Genomic DNA, 24,106 nt, shown 5'->3' on the forward strand with positions numbered 1-24,106 from the left:
TCGATATTGATTCTTAAAAAAATACGCTAAAAACATCAACTAAATCACACATATGTTTCATAACTCCAATATACAACCCAAACTAAAATTTTATCGAAAAATGCCATTCTAATTTTTAAATCTAAAAAATAATTAGTATTATTATGATATCAAAACAATATCAAAATGAAAAAAGAAACAGAATTTAAAGCGACCAATGGATATATAATGCTATTTATACTAGTCGTAACCATTACAGGTATGATGACAGGTTTGATCATTTTCGACAATCCTCTTTTCTTACTGCTTGGATTACTCATTATTCTGATTGTTAAAGGCTTCTTTATTGTTAATCCTAATAGTTCTAAAGTACTCGTATTATTTGGTGCTTATAAAGGAACAGTCCGAGACAATGGTTTCTTTTGGGCCAATCCGTTTTTTTCTAGACAAAAAATTTCGTTACGTGCTAGAAATTTTGATAGTGAACGTGTAAAGGTCAATGACAAAATTGGTAATCCCATTATGATTAATGTGATTCTGGTTTGGCAAGTTTCTGACACCTACAAATCAGCTTTTGATGTAGACAACTATGAAGAATTTGTAAAGGTACAGACCGATGCCGCAGTACGTAAACTTGCCGGATCGTATCCTTATGACAATTTTGATGATGAACAGGCAGAGTTTACCCTACGTTCTGGTATGGACGAGGTAAACGAAGCCTTGGAAAATGAAATTACCGAACGTCTCGCTATTGCAGGAATCAAAGTAATGGAAGCCCGAATTGGATACCTAGCCTATGCTCCGGAAATTGCAAGCTCGATGTTAAAACGTCAACAAGCGGTTGCCATTGTAGCCGCCAGAAAGAAAATTGTAGAAGGTGCTGTAGGTATGGTTGAAGATGCTTTGCATAAATTATCTACCGACGATATCATTGATTTTGATGATGATAAAAAAGCATCTATGGTTAGCAATTTAATGGTAGTTTTGTGTGGTGATAAAGAGGCGGTTCCTGTAGTGAATACCGGAACTCTAAATTCTTAATTGTGAGTAAAAGAAAATCATTTGTACTTCGTATTGACCCAGAGCTATTTAAACAAATCGAAAAATGGGCTGATGATGAGTTTCGTAGTGTTAATGGCCAAATCGAATGGATGATCCATAAAAGCTTAAAAGAAGCAAAACGGTTACCAAAAAAGGGGCGAGATAAAGATGATGATGCTTAGATCGAAAAATTATCAATATAGATAACTCTTATTATTTTTGCATCCTGGCAATATTCCTTAGATTTATCAATACTCGTTCGGCATCTTTATTTTCAGGAAATAGAAAGGATCTAGTATTAATAATAAGATAAGTCTCAAATTTTCCATCATCATTTCTCATTTCTACTGTTATGTATTTTGTCTTTTTTAATTGAAATGAATCAGGATACCCGATTTTATCAAAAGAATACGATTTAGCCCGTCTAAATTTCTTTTTTAAAACAATTTTATCTCCTACAATTCGTGCATCACATGCATACAGAAATTGATAAATTACTAATACTACCAGTAAGAGTAATAATACTCCCCCTAATAACATTCGTTCATTGAATTCATATTCTATTACCGCGAATAAACCTATAGCCAAAAGAAATAATGTAAATATACCGGCCGCATACAATCCAAAACTAGTCCAATTTGAAGATAGTTTGACTTCTTTTTGAGTATTCATGTTGTTTAGGTTTTAGGTGAGTATTGGTCTCAATTGATTAATGGTTAACATCTGTTCTTATTACGCTTTAGATTAAAAAACTAACAATTTTAATATCCGGTAAAGAGCTATGGCTTTTCAGATTTGGTTAACCAATTTATCAATACCAATATACTCCTTTTTCATTAAAAAATAAATAGGAATCATAAACAAAATAAGCTTATTTTTAGGTAGGAGAAGGTAAGGTTTTTAAGAGTTGCTCACGATGATCTACCTCGGCCTGTATCATAGCAACAATAAGGTAGGTCAACTTTACTGCATCTATTTTTACCTGACCTAGATTCAGGTTCAGTTCTTGCGCGCCCAAAGCTTCATTCCATCGCACTACATTACGTTTAAAACGGCTTTGCTTATGTGAAGGTTTAAATTGTTCATCGATCACTAAACACACAAATTCCTGCCCGCTAATGCTTATGGGGTAGGCATCTTGTATTAGCTCCCAGTTGATAAATTCATTATGCGCAGTACGATCAAAAACTCCAATGGTATTGATAATAATTTGTGGTCTGCGATCTAATAAATTATAAATCCCCACAGGATAACCCAACCCGAAAAAACCTATCCCCAACCAGGATACCCAACGAGGCGCATCTGTAGTTAATAACCAAATCCCAAGTACGACAAATATGGAACACAAAAGCATTAGTTTTATCGCTTTCCAAGGAGATTTATAGATCTTTATTTCTTGCATTACTGGTTGGTATTGGTTATTATAAATGTAAGAAATAAAAAGCCAATAATGGCTAATGTTGATGCTGTTTGGCTTGCTTTCGTTTTTCTTTGTAAAAAGTCTTATCTGCTATATAGATGATCTTTCTTACCTCACAAAAGGTTTTATTGTTGTCCTTATTAGTGAGATAAGTTATTTTTTCGATCTCGATCTCTTTTTCCTGCTGTACTTTGCGAGTGATATCATTCAATTCTTCTACTGTATAAGTAAAATCAGCATACAAATGTTCTTTGGCTGGTCGTTTAAAAAATACCTGAGCAGATTTATCCCATACCACATAATCATCTCCGATTAGGTTCATTAATTGCACCATAGGAATAGGATCTACTGCAGAAAACATGCTTCCTCCAAAAATAGAGCTTACATAGTTTTTGTTTTTATAACTGATCTTAATACGTATCCGAATATGCAACAGATCTTTTGATGCCTGGATTACACGACCAGTACTGCGCCGATACATGGGTGACAAATTGAATCCGTATTTAAAAAGGATATCTTTTCCTAAATATTTGGTGCCTACTGCAGCTATTTTTTGGTAAATGGACATTACATTTTGTTTTTGCAATTTCGTCTGTATCGACAAAACTAGGCATTGCTGTACAAATTATACTACATTATTTTGAGAAGTATTTTTTTCAATGTTTAACGAGTAGCCAATAGTTTGTGTAAATATACATTTGAAGTGATCAATACCACAATAAATACAAGGTTGAGAAGGGTAATTCCCCAACCGTCTTTATGCGCAATATGGGCTACAATCGCAGTGATAAAAAACAACCCTGTCCCCGCATAAGCCCACTCTTTGGCTTGTAGTGGGACTTGCGGGATCAATAGTAACAATACTGCAATAATTTTAAGAATTGCTAGTTGAACCCTAAAAAAATCAGGAAAACCAAGAGCCTTGACCCCTTCAATCATTTCTTTGTTGATCAAATAGGCAATTGCACTCCACAGTAAAATTGCTGATAATAATAGGGTTGATGTCCAATAGATTGCTTTCATAAATGATATGCTCAAAAACTTAATGTTGACGATTCTAAGATCTTGATCCAAACAACTAAAATAAGCATTCTGAAAAAAGAAATCCCCAGATTCTTAAAGATTCCAGGGATAACTCAATGACGATTGTTAAACGTATGCTTAACTGATATAATACCAAGTGGTACCTCTTAATTCTACACGTCTCCAACGGCTTTGATTACGATCGTAATACCACCATTGGTCATTCCAACGGTATACACGTACTCCTTGGATAGTGTAATAATTTCCATTTTCGTACTCTTCTCCTCCTCCGTCGGCTGGATACATTTTATTGATCCCTGCCAAATCTCCGGCAGATAATCCATTACGTTGTGTACTGTAGCCACTACCGTCTTTTTTGGTGATCGTACGTTGCCCATTTTTTGAAAATGATCTTGAACTATACATCATAATCGAACCAAAATCCAAGCTATTGGTGTATTCATCTCCATCTCGTCCTCGTTGTACATAAGTTTGGAAATTATGTTCTTTCCCCGATTGGATGTTTTGCCATTGTATAGTGATCCAGTCATCTCGATCCGCTCGACTCTGCTCATGCCATAACCCTACTGCATGGCCAATCTCATGAATTGTACTTCCAGTAGAACAACCATCAGCCAAATTGATATTCTGACGACCTCCAATCATTCCTACACTAGAAGAACACCCCGACCCTTTTCTAAATCGAATGTAATTAGATTGGTTAGTACGACGTACAAAGGTTAATGCAGTATTTGCTTCCCAGTGAGCTATAGCATCTGTAACTCGATACTGCTTTGGTAAATCGGCATCGACAGTATAATAGACGGTGTTATTGGGCCAACGCGCTCCAGTTCTACCTACACTTTTGGTTGCCCCGCTTTCACCCGGCTCAAAAACAAGTTTTTCTGGATCTCGAGTCAACATGTCCTTTTCGAAAATAATATCCCCTTCCATAACAAACTGTCCATTGATCTCTTCTATGGCCAATTTTTCTCCGGCGTGGTACATTTCACTTACTTTACCCGTTTCATTTGGGAAAGCTACTTCTACGGTTTCTTCTTTTGACGATTGATTAAGAATCGTATCGTCAAAGGTCTCATGGGTACATGCAGTAACCAAAAGCCCTAAAAACAATGACTTTGCGATTGTCTTTTTCATATTAGTTGAGTTTGTATTAGGTTTAGATATAAATTGGTTTTGGTGTGGTCGTTTGGTTTTTGACCTCCCAAAAGTACATCCTACATTGCTTATTGACCAGTACTAAACTAGTATCCGAAGGCGTTGATTTAGTATTCGATAGATCATATTTCTAACGATTTACTTTATACTATCTAACAACGATTTTGTAGGTAACAAAGATCCCATTTTGATCCTCCAAAACACATAAATAAATTCCCGGCGTCAAATACTTGGTATCAAAATAATGTTGGTTTGATCCAGGTATTTTGAGTTCGTTCTCAAATACCGTTAACACTTTTTGATTGGATAAACTTCGTATCGTCATTGTTAACTTTCTGGGTATATCTACTTGGTATGTTACTTCTAAAACATTGCCAAATGCATTCGAAACGCTTTTGATTTCAAACTTTTGCTTGACATTATTACTAATAGCACTAGTACAGTCGCCCATATTTCTCCACACCTCCCATTGACCTGAATTAGCTTCTGGATGATCTCCTTGGGTCCACCATTTTGCCTGGTATGCTATTCCATTATATGCCACTTCATCACCGCCTATATAAATTGTTGTAGGCAACCAAGTAGTCAAACCACCACATTCATCACTTCCAGTACCTTCACAATTCCCTACAGAAGTGTAGACCAGTTGCTCACAATTCACAGTAAATTCACTAATTAGATGATTAGAAAGATCTTTTGCCTGCCATTGGCTACCTACTGTCGTATTTGTATCATATACATTGCCAGCAGTGGCTGTTCCCATAAGAGTATTATCTTGAAAATACTGAAGTGTGCAATCCGTGGTGTTATTAAAAGTAACAGCTACTGAATCTCCCGTATTACATCCGGTTGCACCATCGACCATTATATCGCTTACCGAATAAAATGCTTCGTGACTTTCGTTATAATCCCGTTGCCAAACACTTACCAGAGCAGCTCGTTTACCAGCATAAGAATCTGGAATAAAAGATCTAATTGTAGTAAATGCTGCCGCCGGGCTTTGACCGACATGACCAATTTCTAACAAGTCATTCCAGCGTAATGGTTGGGAAGGGTTCCAATCCAAAGGGGTAATATATACTTTGTAGTATTGTGTTTTATGCGGGGCTGTATTTTGCCATTGCACATCTATATATCCATGGTTAACTGTTGTTGCCGGCCAGACATTCGTTAACGCATCCAGGCAGCTAAAATCTATTGCGCTACCATTACCTCCACTGGCAATTTGACCGTCGGGCACAAAATCCTGGTGTCTACCAAAATTAGTATCCGGTTGTAGAACTCCCATCCAATTATAAACTGCATCACCACAAGGTTGACATATACTAGTTGTTGGATTGTTGTAACAATTATAAATTCGACTGGGGGGCCAAATGACGGTCCCGTGCGAAAAAACAAGTTGAGAAAAACTCAATAAAAACAGGAAAAATGAGCACAGTTTAATTTTTTTCATAATATCAAAATTTAGATTAGTATTATTTTAAAAAGTGCTAGGGGTAGTAAAGGCCCAGGCAGGGCCTTATTTATATTCTTGTGGGTTATTGTTTTGTAAACCTGGTGATCTTGCCAGTTTTAAAATCTTTTATAACATAGGTCCCTGATTTTAAATGGCGTATATCCAAAACCATAGCATCTGCTTTTCCCTTTACATTTGTTTTGAGAATTAGTCTTCCACTTGTATTATAAATTCCTATGGTAGATGTATATGAGACTCCTTTTAAATTTAACACGTCTCCAGCGGGAACAGGGTATACAATAAGATCTTGAGCGGTCAAATTCTCTGGATTCAATCTCACTTTACTCTCCACTTTAGTAGTTCGTAGCCAATTGATGTTCCAACCGCCTGTAAGTGCCTTGATTGCTATTTGTTGTTCTCCACTTTCTAAACTAACAACATGCTGTATAGTGGTCCAGTTTTGCCATCCACTAGTATTAGGAACATCTAGGGCGCCATAAATCGTTGCGCCACCTGCTTTCTCTAGTTGTAATCTACCTCCTGTATTTGGACTTGCCACTCGATACTCAATAGAATAACTTCCCGTGCTTGGGATATTTACATCCCAAACCAACCAGTCATTAGCATCAATCCAACCTAAATTAAGTCCTCCTTCACTACAGACTTCGGTTTGTATCCCAGATTCTATTACATAGTCTTCGGCTTCGATTTGAATAGATTCGGGGTTATTTGTTTTTGAAATGATTAGTGAAGTAACTCTATCATTAAATCCATCATCAACCAAACAAAGGTCATTGACAGTTTTAATTATTGAAGCACCTGTAAAATTATCAGTATCATACATCACTATTTGATATCCATCCTGTACCCGTATGGACGAAATATCATTATTTACTATCCCCAGGTTCTGTAACTCACTCTGCGTATAACTTCCTTCGTCAAGAGCAACTCGATATCCTCCATAATTGCAATGTTGAAATAGAGAAATAACCTGGGTATCCGGAGGAGTACTTCCTGCAAAACCACCGATAGTGATTGTTATTCGATTAGGATTTGGTGTATGCACAGTTGCCGACTGGTCAAACACGTCATCATAAGCAAAAGTATACGTTTGGCTATCTTGACTGATATCTGATCTATGAAAGAACTTTGAATACCAATTATACGGCCATGTTTGATAGTAAGTAGTAGTATCTCCAAAATCCTGTAATACTCCAGAAGGTGTATTTAAATTAATAGCATGGCGAGTAATAGCGGCAACAAATTGTGCTTGTACCACTAAATCCCATTGTGGTCCAGTAGCCAATACTCCACTTCCTTCCATAGCTTCGATCGTAGTAGGTTTGCCAGGGATTTTTGCTGGCTGTCCATCACCATCTCTGGTAAAGATAAACTCATTACCTACAACACTACCTCTCCAAACACCGGCTTGACCAGAATTAAAAACCAAAGTCTCTGTGCGATACTTGTTCCAAATGGCGTTAATGTAATCATCAAAAAAATTAACAGGGAAAGTGCTGGTTTTGGTCGGAAAATGAATAATTCCTTGATTGGTATCCAAAAGACTTTGATATGCTGAAGGAGCCGTTGTCTGCCACGCTGTCAATATTTCCTGATGTGTTTTTAACTCGCCAACTCTTTTGTAAAAATCAGTCCCCCAGACTTCTAGCCCCATAGGACACTGATATGAATCAACTCTTGTCGTATTGCACCAAAGTCCAAAATCGTTGAACGTAAGTTCTATCAGTTCATACTTGATTCCTTGATTAGGATCTGTAGGACTAGATAAGTTGGGTGCAGCATATCCACTTGGTGAACCTGAATGTCCAAAAAAGTACAAATACAATTGACTTTGAAAGGAAATCATGATCCTACATCCTGCTATTTTGGGGATGTTAATCGTCTTACCAGGAATATCACTTAATTTTCGAAAACAATTGGCGTACAAGCCATTGTTTCCCGGCCCCATATTGCCGTCAATGATTGGTCCTGCCATCGTATTATCTGAAACCTGCATAGGGTTGACCTGACCTGTTACCGGATCTACCCATACATGACCATCTGTTATCCCTACGATAGCTATATATACCTCATCATCAGGATAATCTGAATTGTTTTCTACTTGATAGGGAAGTGTTTGTGCAATTATTGAGTATTGCATCAGTATGAATATCATACAAATTGTTTTTGATATCCACCTGTAGTGGTTTTTATTGATGTTGGTTTTCATTGTTACATTCTTTATTGTTTTGTAAAACGTTTGGTTTTACCGGTTTTAAAGTCTTTTACTACATACATTCCCGAAGGCAATTCATGCACATCTATAATTAAAGAGGTATCATCCGCCTTCGTTTTAGTAGTTAGCAGTAGATCCCCATCTAGGTTATAAATACCAAGAGAAGTTTGGGCTTTTACACCTTCCAATCGAATTTCATGCGTAGCAGGAACAGGGTAAATGATTAAGTGTTCTTCTTTACTTGGATTTAATTTTACCTTGGAAGTAAGTGTATTGGTCGTAGATCGTATCTCGAGCCAATTGATATTCCATCCTCCCGAAAGAGCTTTTATTGCAATTTGCTGAGCTCCTTGTTCTAAGTTGACCGTATGCATTATAGTAGTCCAGTTTTGCCAGTCTCCTGTATTAGGAATATCCAATGCGCCATAAACAGGAATTCCACCTGCCTTTTCAAATTGAAGTCTACCTCCGGCATTGGGACTCGCCACCCGATATTCAACAGAATAACTTCCGGATCTTGGAATAGTTACATCCCAAACCAACCAATCATTAACATCAATCCATCCAACATTAAGTCCACCTTCAGAGCAAGGTTCTGTTTGAGTCCCAGACTGTACGACGTTATTTTCTGCTTCGATACGTGTAGACCAAGAAGGTTGAATTTTGGAAACGATTGCCGAACTCATGATGTCATTAAACTCTTCATTTACCAAGCAGTTATCATCACTTGTTTTTAGCAAAGATACTCCCGTAAAATTATCGTGCTCATACATGGTAATTTGATATCCTTCCTGAACTTGAACTGAGGAAATATCATTATACACCAACCCAAGTGCCTGCAATTGATTCATAGAGTAGTTACCTTCATTTAGAGGTATGCTATAACCACCGTAATCACAATGCTGAAAAAGAGTTACAGGTCCTGAAGGAGCATTTGTTTGTTGATACACCCGAACATAATCTACTAACATCCTGGCAGGAAAAGCGGTATTATCCACCACAAATCCAGGCCAATTTCCTCCTATCGCCATATTGAGTAAAATGAAAAAATTTTCATGAAACTCCGAGGTTCCATTTACTCCGTTGGCAATACTAGCTTCGTGATACAGGGTGTTATCCACATACCATTTGATAGCATTGGCATCCCATTCTATGGTATACACATGAAAATCGGTAACATTGCCGACAGGAGCAGCCCCACTATAATTAGCATATAGATTATTATGATCCTGCCAATGGATGGTTCCATGAGTTTGTGTTTCGGTATTTACATGCTCCATAATATCTATTTCACCGCAAGCAGGCCAGCCTATTGATGAAATACTATCTCCCAACATCCAAAACGCAGGCCAGGAACCCGTAAAAGAAGGCATTGCAATACGAGCTTCAACCTTACCGTACTTCCAGGATTTTCTTCCCTGGGTTTTCATTCTTGCCGAGGTATAAGTGTAACCTCCTACAGATTCTTGCCGGGCCGTTATGACCAGATTGCCATTTTCAACAGTTGCATTTTGTTGTTGATAATACTGAAGTTCATTATTACCCCATCCAGAACTTCCATTTCCGGTTTCGAAAACCCAGTCTGTACTCATTCCGTTTGTAAATTCGTCTTGCCAAACCAAAGTCCAGTTTTGGGCAATTGCCAAATGGCAACATAAGGATGTAAATAAAAGCAGGATCGTTTGTGTTTTGATCGTTTTCATAATTGTTAGTTTTAAGAGTTACTTACTATTATTCCTTGATCAATCTTCCTGTATATCTTTTGTCGTTTACCCTACTCTTATAAAAATACATTCCGGGAGTTACATGTTCCAAATCTATTCTCACCGATGTATTAGTTTTCTCATTATTAAAATCACCTTTTTGATATACCTTCATCCCCACCATATTGTAGATCTCGATATAGAAATTATGAATTGGTGTTTCTAGAGTGAAGTGTACATATCTTTGTATTGGATTCGGAAATATGCTAAGCTCTTCTGTACTAACTTTTAGCGATGTAGCTACTTCATTACTTCGACTTCCTAACCCATCTAGGTAGGCTCTTACTGTATTTGAAAAGTTTTTATTCTCGAACGCATCCCAATTGATAGACCAACTCATCACACCGCGCAACGCCGGATAGGTTTGTGTAAGATTGTATTGCCCTCCAAATCCATTTCCTTTGATCAGGTAATCAAGAGCTGTAATTACACCTTGTGCTCCTGTGTGACCATTACCAGCATTTACTGTTGCAGGAACTCCAATCAAAACCTGATCAGGTCTTAAGGCCGGAAAGAACTTACTTTGATCTCTGGTGATCGGAAAACCTTTGAGTAACATATCCACCAAAGACACATAGAAATCTGAATTACCCATACCATAAAACTGATCATCCAATGCGGTTATCGACCCAGAATTATAATACTGTACCTGCAAAAAAGTAAGCTTATCACGCAACGCATGAATTAACGGCAAATAAGCCCCTACTCTGCGATCTGCTCCTGCAGAAATTCCTCCATAAAAAGAATACCCTAACTGCACAAAAAAGGTCTCTGGTGCCATCGTAAGGATAAAATCGTCTCCAAAATAGTTGCATACATCTCTCACCGCATTTATGGTATTCACAATTACCGGGGTGGTGGGATTTTCAAAATCAGTATCTCCCAGGTTAAATGAAAGAGATTGTCCTTCAAAATCAATATCCATCCCATCGAATCCGTATTCTTCAATAATCGAAATCATGGAGGTAATGAACTTGTCTCTTGCCGAAGTGGTATTCAATTGCACCTGTCCTTCAGCACCACCGATAGAGATGATTACTTTTTTACCCTGACTTTGTAACCATTGAATATCGGACTTAAATTCATTAACATCATAATTAATAGTCCCAAAAACAGGATCCAACTCGAAACCTATTTCACCATCGGTAGGAGAAATTTTAGACACTGCAAAGGATACGTTAATCACATCCCAGTTAGCAGATACATCTCGTAATTTGATTAACCCAGATCCATTTTGAAAATTATGCCAATATCCATTCAAAATTCTGGCCGGTAATCCTGTGGTAGGTGGTGGAGTAATAGTACCTACTGTGACGGTTACCGCTGTAGATTCAGTGGTTGAATTATTGTTATCGGTTGCTTTGACGGTTAGCGTATAAGTGCCTGTAGTGGCATTGGTCCAAGTCGATTCATAAGGTGCTGTAGAATCTTCTCCTATTTTAATACCGTTTCTAAAAAACTCTACCAAACTAATTGTTCCATCCGTATCTGAAGCTGAAGCCGTAATGTTAATAGTACTTCCCGCAACAAAAGATTGCCCAATATTAGGTTGTGTAATAGTTACGGTAGGAGCTTCATTTCCATCTGGTGGATTCCCTCCACCACATTCACCAATCAAAGTCCAGGCGTCTTGCCAATAGGTTCCTTCTCCTGGTGCATAGGCCCATGCGGCTCCATTACACCATCCCGAAAACGGATAAGGTTTACATTCATATGTATTTCCATTATTTTGAACCACACTACCTGCAACATAACCTCCATTTTCAATATATTGTGGATCAGTACAGGTCGTACCCCCAGTATCGTTTTCTACGGAAATAGTAACAGCAGAAGATGTACTACTGGCATTATCATTATCGATAACTACTGCGGAAATTGAATGACTCCCTGTAGTTGATACCCAACTAGCATCGAAAGGAGCCGAAGTATTCTCTGCTATCTTATTTCCATCGACAAAAAACTCTACACGGGTTACACTACCATCTGCATCGGATGCATTTGCAGAAATAGTTACGGTTTGTCCTGCTGTATATGTCTCTCCTTGTTGGGGTGCGGTAATCGTGACAATCGGCAATTGATTATCGGGGGTTGTTTCAGAAGTAAATGTAAATCGATGAATATTAAAATCACCGCTATCCATAACTACCCGTATAATCTGTGGTCCTGCAGTAAGGGAAACATTAGCTGAAATAGTCTGCCAAACTTGCCACCCTCCTGTATTAGGAACAATCATAGGGCCACTAACATCTTGATTGTTGACTTCCAAATGAAATTGTTCCCCTGTGGATATAGCAGCTACACGAACTTCAAGAGCATACGTTTTTGTCTCTTGTACATCTACAGAATACTCCAACCACTCGCCAGCATTGATCCACCCCACATTATATCCTCCTTCGGAGCAGGGTTCTACATCGACCTCATCAGTGCGATATGACCCTCCCTGATTTGCAGAACTAAGATCGTTGTAGGCAATACCAGAACCGCCAAGATCATAATTCTCTGCCTCTACAATTCCAGGAATTACAGCTGGAGTCCCTAAATACGGACTTTGGGTTTCTCCCGGATCACCCCCTGGAAAATCATCGGCCGGAAATTTAATTTTATCACGTATCCAACTACCGGCTTCTTTTAATCGATTGGTAGTCCATGGACCTCCAGAACATGTTCCTGCCTGCCATGCAGCTCCAGAACGGGTATCATCAGAGTAATTCCAACTGGTCCAACTAACTTTCTTTTGGCGCATCAAATCAATAAAACGTTGGGTCATAACAAAATCATTCGGTCCATCTCCTGTAAATTCCTGACTTCCAAATTCGGTGACAAAAACAGGCAATTGACTAGAAGCTTGATCCAAAACATTTAGATATGCATCCTGATGACTCTTTGCATAAAAATGAAATGTATACATGACATTATCAAAAGACAACGGGTTATCGAGTACATCCTGTAGGTTCCCTTCTCCAGACACTCCAAATGTTGCCCATCCTTGAGTACCTACCAGAACCACTGCATCGTTATCAATCCCACGAATTACCGGGATGATCTGATCTGCGTATGTTTTGATACGATTCCAGTTCACCCCAGTACCGTTGGGTTCATTGCACACATCATATATAATATTATTCTTATTCTTGTGTTCGTTGGCTATATCAGTAAAGAATCTTTTAGCATTTTCGAGATTGACATTTGGATCTCCGGGACTGAGTTGATGCCAATCAATTAGCGCATACATTCCTCTTTCTGTTGCTTCATTAATCAGTCGACTTACTTGTGCGGTAAATCCAGCCGGATCGGTTTCATATCCACCTTCCTGTACATATAAAGAAATACGAAGGATATCTGCTTCCCAATCGTATGCCAAGGCATCCAGCGAAGCTTCGGTTAAACAATCTCCCCATCCATACCATTGTATACCATGGGTACTCATTCCACGCAGTTGTACGGGTTGATTATATTGGTTACAAAGTTGTGTTCCACATACTTTTAGTTGACCATTTTGGGATACAGGGGTGTTTTGAGCGATGGTCTTTGTACTAAACAATATGCAGAACACAAGAGTAATCAAAACAATATAATTGGCTAATATATTTTGTGTTTTCATAGTTGATGTTTTAAGAGGGGAATTAGGATTCCCAAATAGAGAAAGAAAAAATCACCCGATGACAGCAATTCTAATATCATCGGGTGATCAAAAAAATGAGAGCTTAACGCTTAATAAGCTTTTCTGTGGTCTTACCTTTTGTGGTGGTAATCGTATAGAAGTATAATCCTTCTTCTAGTTGACTTACATCAAAAGTGGCTAGGTTACTTCCCTTTTGTAGTTTAGTATTCTGGTATTGTAATACCTGTATACCTGTGGCATTAAAAATTTGTAGATCAAAAGTGCTGTTAGATACTTGATTATCTAATTTTAAGTTGATCACATCTCCTTTAACTGGGTTTGGAGAAAGGGTAACTTCGGTAGTTTCCTCTTCTTGAACGAGGCTTGCTCTGGTATCCAAACCATCCAGATACGCTCTGTGTGGATTAGAGAATCCGAAACCTGCTACAATATCCCAGTTGATGGACCAAGTCATCAATCCTCTGAAATTAGCATATCCAGAAGGGTTACGCAACGTATAGCGTCCTCCAAATGATTGCCCCTTGATAATATAATCTAATGCCTTATGCACCTCTGAAGCCTCTGTATATCCACTACCAGCTGCAGATGGGCTTGCTGGTAATCCTATAGCAACCTGATCCGGACGCAAAGCAGGGAACTGTTGTCCACCCCCTACTGGGAATCCTTGCAGCAACATATCGGCCATGGCCACATGGAAATCTGCATTTCCTGATCCATAACACAATCCATCCAACCCTAACATACATCCAGTGTTGTAATGTTGCACATGAATATAATCCATATCGTTTCGGAGTGCATAGATTAATGGAAGATAAGCTCCACTTGGTCCTCCATATCCACTAAATCCTCCTTGTACAAATAACGTTTCAGGAGCCATAGACAATATAAAATCAGAGTTATATTGACTTAGGATTGTTCTAAAGGCATTGATTAAATTAACCACCTTAGGAGATGTTGGATTTTTAAAATCAGTATCTCCCGCGGCCAACGAAATTGAAGAACCTTCAAAATCAATATCCATTCCATCAAAACCATATTCGTTGAGAATACTGATCATCGAATTACTGAAAGCTTGAGCATCTGCCGGGCTATCTACATCTACAGCTCCGGTTGCACCACCCATAGAGATTAATACTTTCTTACCTCGACTTTGTAATAAAGCAACGTCATCTTTAAACTCCTGAACACTTGAATAGATCGCTGGATCCGGAGTAAAAACCATTGTAGCTCCATTAGGTACCGTCGGGATGGCAAAAGATACATTGATCACATCCCATTTATCAGATACATCTCTTAGCTTTGGTATCGAAGAACCGTTGTCAAAATTATGCCAATACCCTACCAAAATCCTTCTTGGTAAATCTCCTCCTGGATTTGGTGAATTTGTAGATCCCACAGAAATATTTACCGCAGTGGCATCACCTGTAGCATTTTCATTATCAGTTGCTGTGGCAGTTAAGGTATAATTCCCTGTAGACACATTACTCCAGGTATAACTGTAAGGGCTATTGGTATCCTCTCCTATTTTGGTGCCATTACTGAAGAACTCAACCTTGGTCACTGTACCATCACTATCTGATGCAGATGCATTAATAGTTATAGTACTTCCTGCTGTAAATGTTTGTCCGTTTGCCGGTTGTGTAATCGTAACTGTTGGTGCTTCGTTACCCGGAGGATTACCTCCATCGCATGCTCCTACCAAGGTCCAGGCATCTTCCCAATACGTTCCTTCTCCTGGAGCATATGCCCAAGCAGCACCATTACACCATCCAGAGAATGGATATGGTTTACATTCATACAAATTACCATTGTTCTGCACCACACTACCTGCTTCGTACCCACCATTTTCTACATATTGTGGGTCATTACACTCGCCTCCATCAGCTGGATTTCTAGTAACAGTTATCGAGTTTGAGAAATCATAATCTCCCTGTAAATTCACAGTATTACTGTTGGCAGCAAGACCTACTAATCCATCTTCATAGCTTAAATGCCAGATCAAACAGATCCCCGCAGGGGCTTCGTCGAAATTCACATCCTCTGGAGCTGCAGGTAACCCAAGTATAATCCCCATATCATCGGTAACCACCCATTGAGAGTTGGTTCCGCTATTTCCGCTTAGAGTAACTCCCGAAACATTATCAGCAATACCATCTCCTACTGTAAACACAAAGGGCCCACCACTTATTGTTCCTCCAGAAACGGTATTTCCATCAGCATTTACTACGATGTTTATCGTAGAAGATGTAGTTGAAGTTCCCTTATCGTCGGTGGCGATTGCAGTAAGCGTATGATTGCCTTGAACCGCCGTCCAATTGGCCGCATAAGGTGTTGTTGTATCCTCTGCAATCATATTTCCATCCACATAGAACACTACTTTTGCGACACTACCATCACTATCTGATGCCGTTGCAGCGATATTAACAGCATTACCCACTACAAATGTTGCTCCGGACTGAGGAGAAGTAATAGATACTTGTGGTGCTACATTATCGGGCTGACATGGATCACCAACTACCTGATTGATAGCTGCCAATAAAGAGGTGTTCGGATCTGAAGTATCGTGAGATAGCTCCCACATCATGATTCCTCCTGCTCGATCTAATGCCATTTGCGTTTTCGCTTTGATGGTTGGAATTCCATTATAATTATTTCCTTGAAAAGAATCACTATTCGGGCTAGCACCTTGTGCTAATAATGAAGCATAGCTCTGCGCTTGTGGGCGGCTGTAAAAAGGAACTCCCAATACTGCTTTTTCTTTTGGTAATCCTCTGCCTAACCAATAGTTTAACCCTCCTTCGGCTTGAGCCATTGTAGAGTGCTCCGGACCATCATAGGCCATGATATTTAAGAAATCTACATCATCAAAAACACCGTTAAGTACGCCATCGGCATTCCATCCGGAAACCACAACTGCAGCAGTCAATAGTTTTCCACGACTATGCATAGCCTGACCTAATTCTTGCATTAACAATTCGAAGTGTTGTGGTTCATTCCCTTCTCGAGGATATTCCCAGTCCATATCAACTCCGTCAAGATTATATTGATTTACAAAGTTGACCAGATTATTTACAAAAGCTGTTCTCGTAGTTGGATTTGCTGCCAATGTAGTAAATGGAGAGTCATTACCATCCATCCATCCTCCTACAGCAATCAATACTTTTACACCTTGTGCATGCCCCAAAGTAACGATTTCTTGCATTTTTGCAGCATTTTCGAGTGGTCGTAAACTACCATCACTGTTTGGTAGTAGAAAAGAATAGTTAATATGAGTTAGCTTATCATATTGAATTCCGTTTGCTGCTCCTTGCCAGCTAGGCATGTACCCTACAACTTTAAAATTATTGTTTCCGCAACCTCCATCGGTATTTACAGAAATGGATACTGCGGATGAAGTAGTCGATAAATTAGCATTATCTGTTGCAATAGCAGTGATGCTATGACTTCCCAGAGTACTATTCCAGTTTGTAGTATATGGTGCCGTAGTATCTTCGGCAATCAAATTTCCATCTACGTAGAATGCTACTTTAGTAATATTTCCATCCGCATCAGATGCGGTAGCATTTATGGTTACTGTACTACCTTCGGTAAATGTTTGTCCGCTTGAAGGTGAGGTGATGGATACCTGTGGGGCCGCTTGACCATCTCCACATGGACCAATCAATTTCCAAACATTTTCGCGATTCGTTACGGGATCATTATTTTGTGTCCACCATTTGGCTTCGTACTCATTTCCTTGATAAGACACTCTATCCCCTCCTGTGTACACTTGACCAGGAACATATGCTGGTACAGAACAGTTGTCTCCTCCGGTAACCGTAATAGCAACTGCTACCTGGCTTGTTCCATTTCTATTATCAGTAGCTCTTACTTGTATCGTATGACTTCCTGAAGAAGCTCCTGTCCAATCATAGCTATATGGCGCTGTTTTATCTTCACCTAAAAGCACATTGCCATCATAAAACTCCACCTTGGTTACGGTACCATCAGAATCTGAAGCATTAGCAGTAATACCAATTGTAGCTCCAGATGCAAATGAAGCCCCATCCTGAGGAGCAGTAATAGCTACTTGAGGCAGTTGATTTTCTACGTCGATATCACCAACAATAACAGATACGGTTGCTGTTGCACTCGCTCCGTCATTATCATAAGCTTTTACAATGATTGAATTAGGTCCCAGTGGTGCGTTCTGCCATGTATAGGCATATGGAGCAGACGAATCTTCTCCTAACAAAACTGTACCCGCATAGAACTCTACTTTAGTAATACTACCATCACTATCGTTAGCATTGGCAGTTATTGCAATATCATCTCCAGCAGAAAACTCGGTATTGTTGGCTGGGGATTTTATAGATACCGTAGGATTAATATTTCCTCCACCAGTAGCAAAAACTTCATTTACCTTATTCACTAAAGGTGATTTCACATTTGACCATCGTTTTAGTTTATTTCCAAAAGACTGGGCTGTACCTGATATTTCGAGGTCTCCAAAAACAGTCCATACGATAGTTCCACCGAGGTTATTTTCGTTTATATATTGTGCTTTAATTCCAATAGACTCTTCATCATCATAACTCAAAAAGAAATTTCCTTTGGTCATATAAGGTACTTTGGCCTGATCGTCCCATTGTCGGGTCCATCCACTACCTGCTCCAGTTTTTTGTTTGATAAAAAAGTGGTTTGGTGTTCCATCATATACATCCAAAGGCCAGTTGGTATAATCTGCAGATGTACTTACTGGTCCATCAGGTTGTATAGTTACATTTCTTTTAGAAGTAGGTGCGTTGAGAGTAGCTGTACCTTCGGTAACTACTCCTCTACCGTAAAAAGGAATCCCAAAATTGATTTTAGTCGATGGAACTCCTAAAGAAAGTAGTTTGTTAAGTGTAGATTGCCAATTGAAATCTGGCGCTTCGGCTCCATCATATGGATAGATAGGTGCATTATGTCCTGCAATATTTGACCATCCTCCATTAAAATCATAAGTCATCATATTGAAGTAATCCATGCTACTCACTAATTGAGGCCAGTTGAATCCATCCAATTTTACAGGATCTGCAGACATTGCTGCGGTGATTAATTTATCTGGGCCAATAGCCGTTCTAATCTCTTGAACCAGAGTTGCAAAATTGGCAAAATCAGCATTGGTACCTGTAAAGTTCATCCCAGCATAAGGGCCTGGGTATTCCCAATCCAAATCGATACCATCAAAGCCCATATTGATCAGCTTTTTACAGTCTTCGATAAAGCGAGCTCGTTTTACCGGATCTGCTGCCATTTCAGGAAAATGTTTACACATACTCCAGCCACCAATAGAAGCCATTACCTTTACTCCATTGTCATGAGCAAGTTCTAGGAGTCCTTTGGCTCCGCTACCTTCTTTTGGTAATGGAAGTGGCAATACCCCGCTTAATCCCCATTCGGGATGTGTCCATGTATTTCCGCCAACTTCTACCTGAAAACCTAAAGCTTCAGCGCGTTGTTTGACATCTTCGTTGATCCACTGAATGGGCTCTATTTCTCCAAAAAGAATATAGAAATCCCAACTACTATAGACATCTCCATATAATAAATCTCCTGGTTGCTGTACTTGCCCCTCTTGATAGATCTGTTTATTTCTTAAATCTCCACTATGCAATGACCCGTCGACTGCCACTCCAAAAAAGGAAAAATTAAGAATTGTGTATTTTGAATAATCTATATTCAATTGCGTTAAAGCACCTGCGGAAGGTACTCCCGCACTAGCGGCTTTCCAAGCATCCCAATTGGTAATATATCCAATAATTTGCTTGTTGTGATTAGACGTAGTTGCGCTTCCTCCGGTATTCACTTGTGCCTGACACAAGTTACCGATAAGAAGTACGCTAATAATCGCTAAAAAGTTGAAAACTCGGATTGATTTTTTGGGTATAATCCCCTCTAACCAGTCCCAAAGATTGATTGGTTTCATGAGTTAAAGATTTGTGTTTGTATTAAGTCTTTATAAAAATATTAACACTAATACTCAATGTGTAATTTTTTATACGGAGGGAGTCAAATAATAGCTAAACAGCCTTATTTTTATCACTAATAGCATGTACATCAAAAATTCAACAAAACCGGAAGAAACTGGTTAATATCGTATCAAGTATTACAATTCATTTTTCTTTAAATGCTCAAACAATTTCATAAAAGCGTCATAAGTCACAATCTCAACATCTGCTCGAGGTTCTTTGACTGTGTTCATCAAGGAAGAGAAATCATTTGCATCTGCTTTGGACACCCCTTCTTGTTTCATAATTTTCAGAAAAAAAGCTGAAACATCTTTTAGCGCAGATGATAATTTCAATACTTCTGAAACCAAAGGCGTTTCTCCTTGCAGAACAAGTAATTCTTCGTGATTTCCTATCCATTGATGAAACATGGATTCTAATGGTTTTTGAGCTACTTCAGCATTTGTAATAAATGTATCCACTAGCTGATTAAATTGATAAGCATCCGGTGCATCTGTAGTACAAGCATCTGCAAATAAGGTAAAGGGCGAATACGATTTGTACTCCGTTCCTCCCTTATTGCGGCTGTATTTTTGTAAAGGCTGACAGACTTTGGTTAATTTCTGAAGTGCATCTGTCTGATATCCATTGGAGATATTTCTTAGGATCACATTTTGATTTTTGAGATGAGTAAGTCCAAGTTCTTCTAGTCGAAAACTGATCATAGTGAGTCGTTTTCTCATGTGTTGTATATCAGTAACGGTAGCAGGTGACCAAAACCGTTCGGCAATTGCAGCAGTTCTTGGCCAGATCCTGGAATCAATAGTAAGCGGTGTTACCAATTCTCCCCACATGGTAACTTCTCCTCCTAAAATTTTCTTTTGCTCCTCTTTTGTTAAGCTAAATGATTTTGGTAATGGATCTACTAAATAATGGTTATTTACATCATGCATACGATCGATATAATACCCTGTAGATAAAATAGAATAATGTCCTTTTTGCGCCGCTTTAGCCAATGACTCACCGGGTTGTAGCCCTTCCTCTACGCCTCTCCATGAATGAATTAATGCAGTTGTTGGCATTTGTGGCGTCATAATCTCTTCCCATCCTACTAACTTTTTACCTAGTTTTTCTAATATCTTTTGTAATCTGAGATTAAAATGGGTTTGTAAATCGTGATTTGATTGAAAACCGTGTTCCTTTTTGAAAGCTTTGATCACCGGATTTTCGTCCCAGTGTTTCCCTTCATTTTCATCACCTCCAATATGAACATAAGGATCAGGAAATAGTTCGGCTATTTCCGTAAATACATCCTCCAGGATTTGATATGTCTTCTCGTTGGTAGGATCCAAAGTAGGGTCAAAAATACCGGCATAACGTTCAATAGTGTAGGTATCTTTTTTACTTCCCAACTCAGGATATGCGGTAAGCAAAGCAGATGCATGCCCGGGAACATCTATTTCTGGTATTACCCTAATCCCTCTCTCTGCAGCATATTGAATGATCTCTTTTATTTCCTGATGTGTGTAGTACTCTCCATCCGAACCAAGTTCATGCAATTTCGGGTGTCGTTTTGATTCCAATCTAAACCCCTGATCATCTGTCAAATGCCAATGAAAAACATTGAGTTTAACAGCTGCCATGGCATCAAGGTTTCGTTTTAGCACGTCCAAAGGTTGATAGTGCCGAGCTACATCGATCATCAAACCACGCCAAGGAAACCTTGGTGCATCTTCAATATTCAATGCAGGAATATAAAAATAGTTAGCACTGGGGGTTACTAATTGCAACAAGGTTTCCAAGCCTCTTAGAGCGCCAATATCAGTTATCGATTTGAGATAAATAGTTTTATCTGTTATCTGAAGCGAATACGACTCATCATCAAAGTTTTGTAAACTTCCTTCTCGTTCAACTTCAATAACAAATGATGGAGCATTTTTTGCTTTTTGTGGAAATCCTTCTTCAAAAAACACCCCTGTTCTTCCACTTAATCGTCTTAAAAACCGAGTAGCCCCATTATGCAATCGTTTAGAAGATACATTTTCTATAAAAAGGGTAAAATCCTCTTTTATTACATAACTTCCTGCACCTTGACGGATTTCTTTTGGCCAAGGCATTAAATTATATGAATACTGATCCGTTGTTTGTCCTGTAACTAATTGCATTGTCCCAAGTATTAGGGCCATCCAATATATTTTTTTCATTAACTTTTTTTAAAAATGATATCGCTTAAAAGCCTCTATGGCTTCGTATTCTGCTAAACCTAATTTGTGATATTTTTCTGCTGTTTGTTGATTGCGTTCTTCTGCTCTTACCCAAAATTCTCTAGAGTCATCTCCCTGAAACATTACTCCATCCTTTTGAGACTGATGGAAAAATATGGCCTTGCGTTTCTTTAGTACCTCATCAGGACTTAAAGGAACTGCCATTTCTATATCATGAATATCCCATTCCTGCCATGCTCCTCGGTATAGCCATACCCAGCAATCCTGCATATATTCTTCTTCTCTCAGATCATTTAACACTTCAAATAACACATCCAAACATACTTTATGTGTTCCATGAGGATCTGCAAGATCTCCTGCCGCATAGATTTGATGGGGTTTGACTTTTTTGATAAGGTCGGTTAGTCTTTTTTTATCTTCTGGTCCGTATGGATTTTTCTTTACCGTTCCAGTTTCGTAAAAAGGAAGATCAAGAAAATGTACATATGCATCTGGCAAGCCCAAAAATCGTGTCGCTCCATAAGATTCTCCTCTACGGATCAATCCTTTTAAAGATCTCGTTGATTCAGAATCTATCATCCGTTCCTGTTTCTTTTTGAGTTCCAAAATGATTGAACCGATGTTTTCCTTATCAGTTCCAGGTAACATATTTTGTATCACCTCTGCATATTTTATGGCCTCTTCATCAGACACTGCAATATTCCCTGAGGTCTGATACGCTACATGTACAATATGATCTTGTTCTATTAACCGAAGAAATGTTCCCCCCATAGAAATCACATCATCATCGGGATGAGGGCTTAAGATCAACACCCTCTTTTTATGTGGAGTATTTCGCTCTGGTCTATAAGTATCGTCAGCATTTGGTTTTCCACCTGGCCATCCGGTAATGGTATGCTGTAACGTGTTAAACATTCTGATATTTAGTTCATATGACGAACCTTCTTCTGCCAAAAGCCCTGACATTCCATGGTCATTATAATCCTTGTCCGTTAATTTTAGAATTGGTTTTTGCACCTTTTGACTCAACCAGATAATGGCTTTATTCTTGTTTTTTTCGTTCCAACGGCAAGGGCCAACTAACCAAGGAGTTTTGATTCTTGTGAGCTCTTCTGCAGCCTCTTTATCCAGAACAAATGTGGTATTTTCATGACGCTGCAAATACGAAGCAGGTACTTCTGAAGAAACCATTCCTTCTATAGTTTCCTTTACCACCTCGGCTTTTTTATGTCCCCAAGCCATAATGACAATGCGTTTTGCTTTTTTAATGGTCCCAATACCCATCGTAATCGCTTTTTTCGGAACATTTTCGATACCAAAAAAAGCGGGAGCAGCATCCGATCGTGTAAGGTGATCCAGAGTGATACTTCGAGTCACAGAATTATAATGAGACCCTGGCTCATTAAATCCAATGTGCCCGGTTCTACCGATTCCTAATAATTGAAAGTCCAATCCACCAAAAGAGTTTATTTTTAGTTCGTAATCGATACAATATTGGTGGATCTGTTCTTGAGGAATAGTCCCATCAGGGATATGAATATTTTCTGGTAAAATATCTACATGATTAAACAGGTGTTCGTGCATGAAATAGTGGTAACTCTGTACATTGCCTTTTTCCATTGGGAAATACTCATCCAGGTTAAACGTAACCACATTGGCAAAACTTAGACCTTCTTCCTTATGCATTCGTACTAGTTCTTCATATACTTTTATTGGTGAAGAACCCGTAGCTAATCCCAAAACACAAGATTCTTGTTGTACTTGTTTTTCTTTGATTAATCCTGCTATTTCTTGTGCAATAATAATCGAAGCATAATCCGAACTTTTAAAAATTACATTATGGATTTTTTCAAACCGTGTTTCTTCAAATTTTCCGGCTTCGCGATAGCTAATATCCTTGTAGTAAGGTCCGTTGCTATTATTGATCGAGGAATCGTACTTTGTTTGTGTACTCATTGCGTAACTTAAGTTATGTTGTTTAATGGCTTATCGAAAATGAAACTATTACCTATATGGCTTTTATGAAAAGTTTTTCGACAGATGACATGAAAGCAATCACAAATGACAATAAAATTGCACCAGATGGTGAAGCAAAAAAACACCAATACTTCCTTAGATACTCTATGATTGTGCAAACGGGGTTCTTTCCCCTTAAAAACACCTATATTCAAAATCTGGTTGTATGTCGAC

At 38.7% G+C, this 24,106-nt stretch carries 14 protein-coding genes; 2 read left to right on the forward strand and 12 right to left on the reverse strand.

The window, feature by feature from the left end:
• The first annotated feature begins 165 nt into the window (after nucleotides 1-165).
• Nucleotides 166-1,020, forward strand: a complete 855-nt coding sequence (locus ACXAGJ_RS16465; RefSeq protein ID WP_474841224.1) for an SPFH domain-containing protein — start codon at nucleotides 166-168, stop codon at nucleotides 1,018-1,020.
• A gap of 2 nt (nucleotides 1,021-1,022) precedes the next feature.
• The gene (locus ACXAGJ_RS16470; RefSeq protein WP_073314726.1) at nucleotides 1,023-1,202 is read left to right on the forward strand and encodes a type II toxin-antitoxin system antitoxin; all 180 of its coding nucleotides are present in this window, start codon (nucleotides 1,023-1,025) and stop codon (nucleotides 1,200-1,202) included.
• 31 nt (nucleotides 1,203-1,233) lie between these two features.
• On the opposite strand, the gene ACXAGJ_RS16475 is transcribed toward ACXAGJ_RS16470, so the two are convergent.
• The 12 genes from ACXAGJ_RS16475 to nagB all read right to left on the reverse strand — a co-directional run bounded on the left by ACXAGJ_RS16475 (nucleotide 1,234) and on the right by nagB (nucleotide 23,872).
• Nucleotides 1,234-1,692, reverse strand: coding sequence for a hypothetical protein (locus ACXAGJ_RS16475; RefSeq protein WP_474841225.1), 459 nt, complete (start codon nucleotides 1,690-1,692; stop codon nucleotides 1,234-1,236).
• A 205-nt stretch (nucleotides 1,693-1,897) separates the two neighbouring features.
• Nucleotides 1,898-2,422 (reverse strand): STM3941 family protein, encoded by a 525-nt coding sequence (locus ACXAGJ_RS16480; protein WP_474841226.1) that lies wholly within the window; start codon nucleotides 2,420-2,422, stop codon nucleotides 1,898-1,900.
• Between the two features lie 52 nt (nucleotides 2,423-2,474).
• Entirely contained in the window at nucleotides 2,475-3,008 is a 534-nt protein-coding gene (locus ACXAGJ_RS16485) for a DUF4442 domain-containing protein (RefSeq protein WP_474841227.1), read from the reverse strand.
• A 95-nt stretch (nucleotides 3,009-3,103) separates the two neighbouring features.
• Entirely contained in the window at nucleotides 3,104-3,463 is a 360-nt protein-coding gene (locus ACXAGJ_RS16490; RefSeq protein WP_474841228.1) for a DoxX family protein, read from the reverse strand.
• A gap of 138 nt (nucleotides 3,464-3,601) precedes the next feature.
• Nucleotides 3,602-4,621, reverse strand: a complete 1,020-nt coding sequence (locus ACXAGJ_RS16495; RefSeq protein ID WP_474841229.1) for a M12 family metallopeptidase — start codon at nucleotides 4,619-4,621, stop codon at nucleotides 3,602-3,604.
• Nucleotides 4,622-4,790: 169 nt separating this feature from the next.
• Nucleotides 4,791-6,095 (reverse strand): lytic polysaccharide monooxygenase, encoded by a 1,305-nt coding sequence (locus tag ACXAGJ_RS16500; protein WP_474841230.1) that lies wholly within the window; start codon nucleotides 6,093-6,095, stop codon nucleotides 4,791-4,793.
• 85 nt (nucleotides 6,096-6,180) lie between these two features.
• Complete coding sequence (locus ACXAGJ_RS16505) at nucleotides 6,181-8,274, reverse strand: beta-1,3-glucanase family protein (protein ID WP_474841231.1); 2,094 nt, start codon at nucleotides 8,272-8,274, stop codon at nucleotides 6,181-6,183.
• A gap of 65 nt (nucleotides 8,275-8,339) precedes the next feature.
• Nucleotides 8,340-10,037 carry a carbohydrate-binding protein gene (locus ACXAGJ_RS16510; protein ID WP_474841232.1) on the reverse strand — a complete coding sequence of 566 codons (1,698 nt, stop codon included), beginning with the start codon at nucleotides 10,035-10,037 and terminating at the stop codon, nucleotides 8,340-8,342.
• A gap of 28 nt (nucleotides 10,038-10,065) precedes the next feature.
• On the reverse strand, nucleotides 10,066-13,698 hold the full coding sequence (locus ACXAGJ_RS16515) for a cellulase family glycosylhydrolase (RefSeq protein ID WP_474841233.1): 3,633 nt from the start codon (nucleotides 13,696-13,698) through the stop codon (nucleotides 10,066-10,068).
• Between the two features lie 103 nt (nucleotides 13,699-13,801).
• Entirely contained in the window at nucleotides 13,802-19,669 is a 5,868-nt protein-coding gene (locus tag ACXAGJ_RS16520; protein ID WP_474841234.1) for a glycosyl hydrolase family 18 protein, read from the reverse strand.
• Nucleotides 19,670-19,849: 180 nt separating this feature from the next.
• Nucleotides 19,850-21,877 carry a beta-N-acetylhexosaminidase gene (locus ACXAGJ_RS16525; protein WP_474841235.1) on the reverse strand — a complete coding sequence of 676 codons (2,028 nt, stop codon included), beginning with the start codon at nucleotides 21,875-21,877 and terminating at the stop codon, nucleotides 19,850-19,852.
• Between the two features lie 27 nt (nucleotides 21,878-21,904).
• Complete coding sequence (nagB, locus tag ACXAGJ_RS16530) at nucleotides 21,905-23,872, reverse strand: glucosamine-6-phosphate deaminase (RefSeq protein WP_474841236.1); 1,968 nt, start codon at nucleotides 23,870-23,872, stop codon at nucleotides 21,905-21,907.
• Between the last annotated feature and the right edge of the window lie 234 nt (nucleotides 23,873-24,106).

Source organism: Aquimarina sp. AWH4_224 (genome assembly GCF_056160245.1).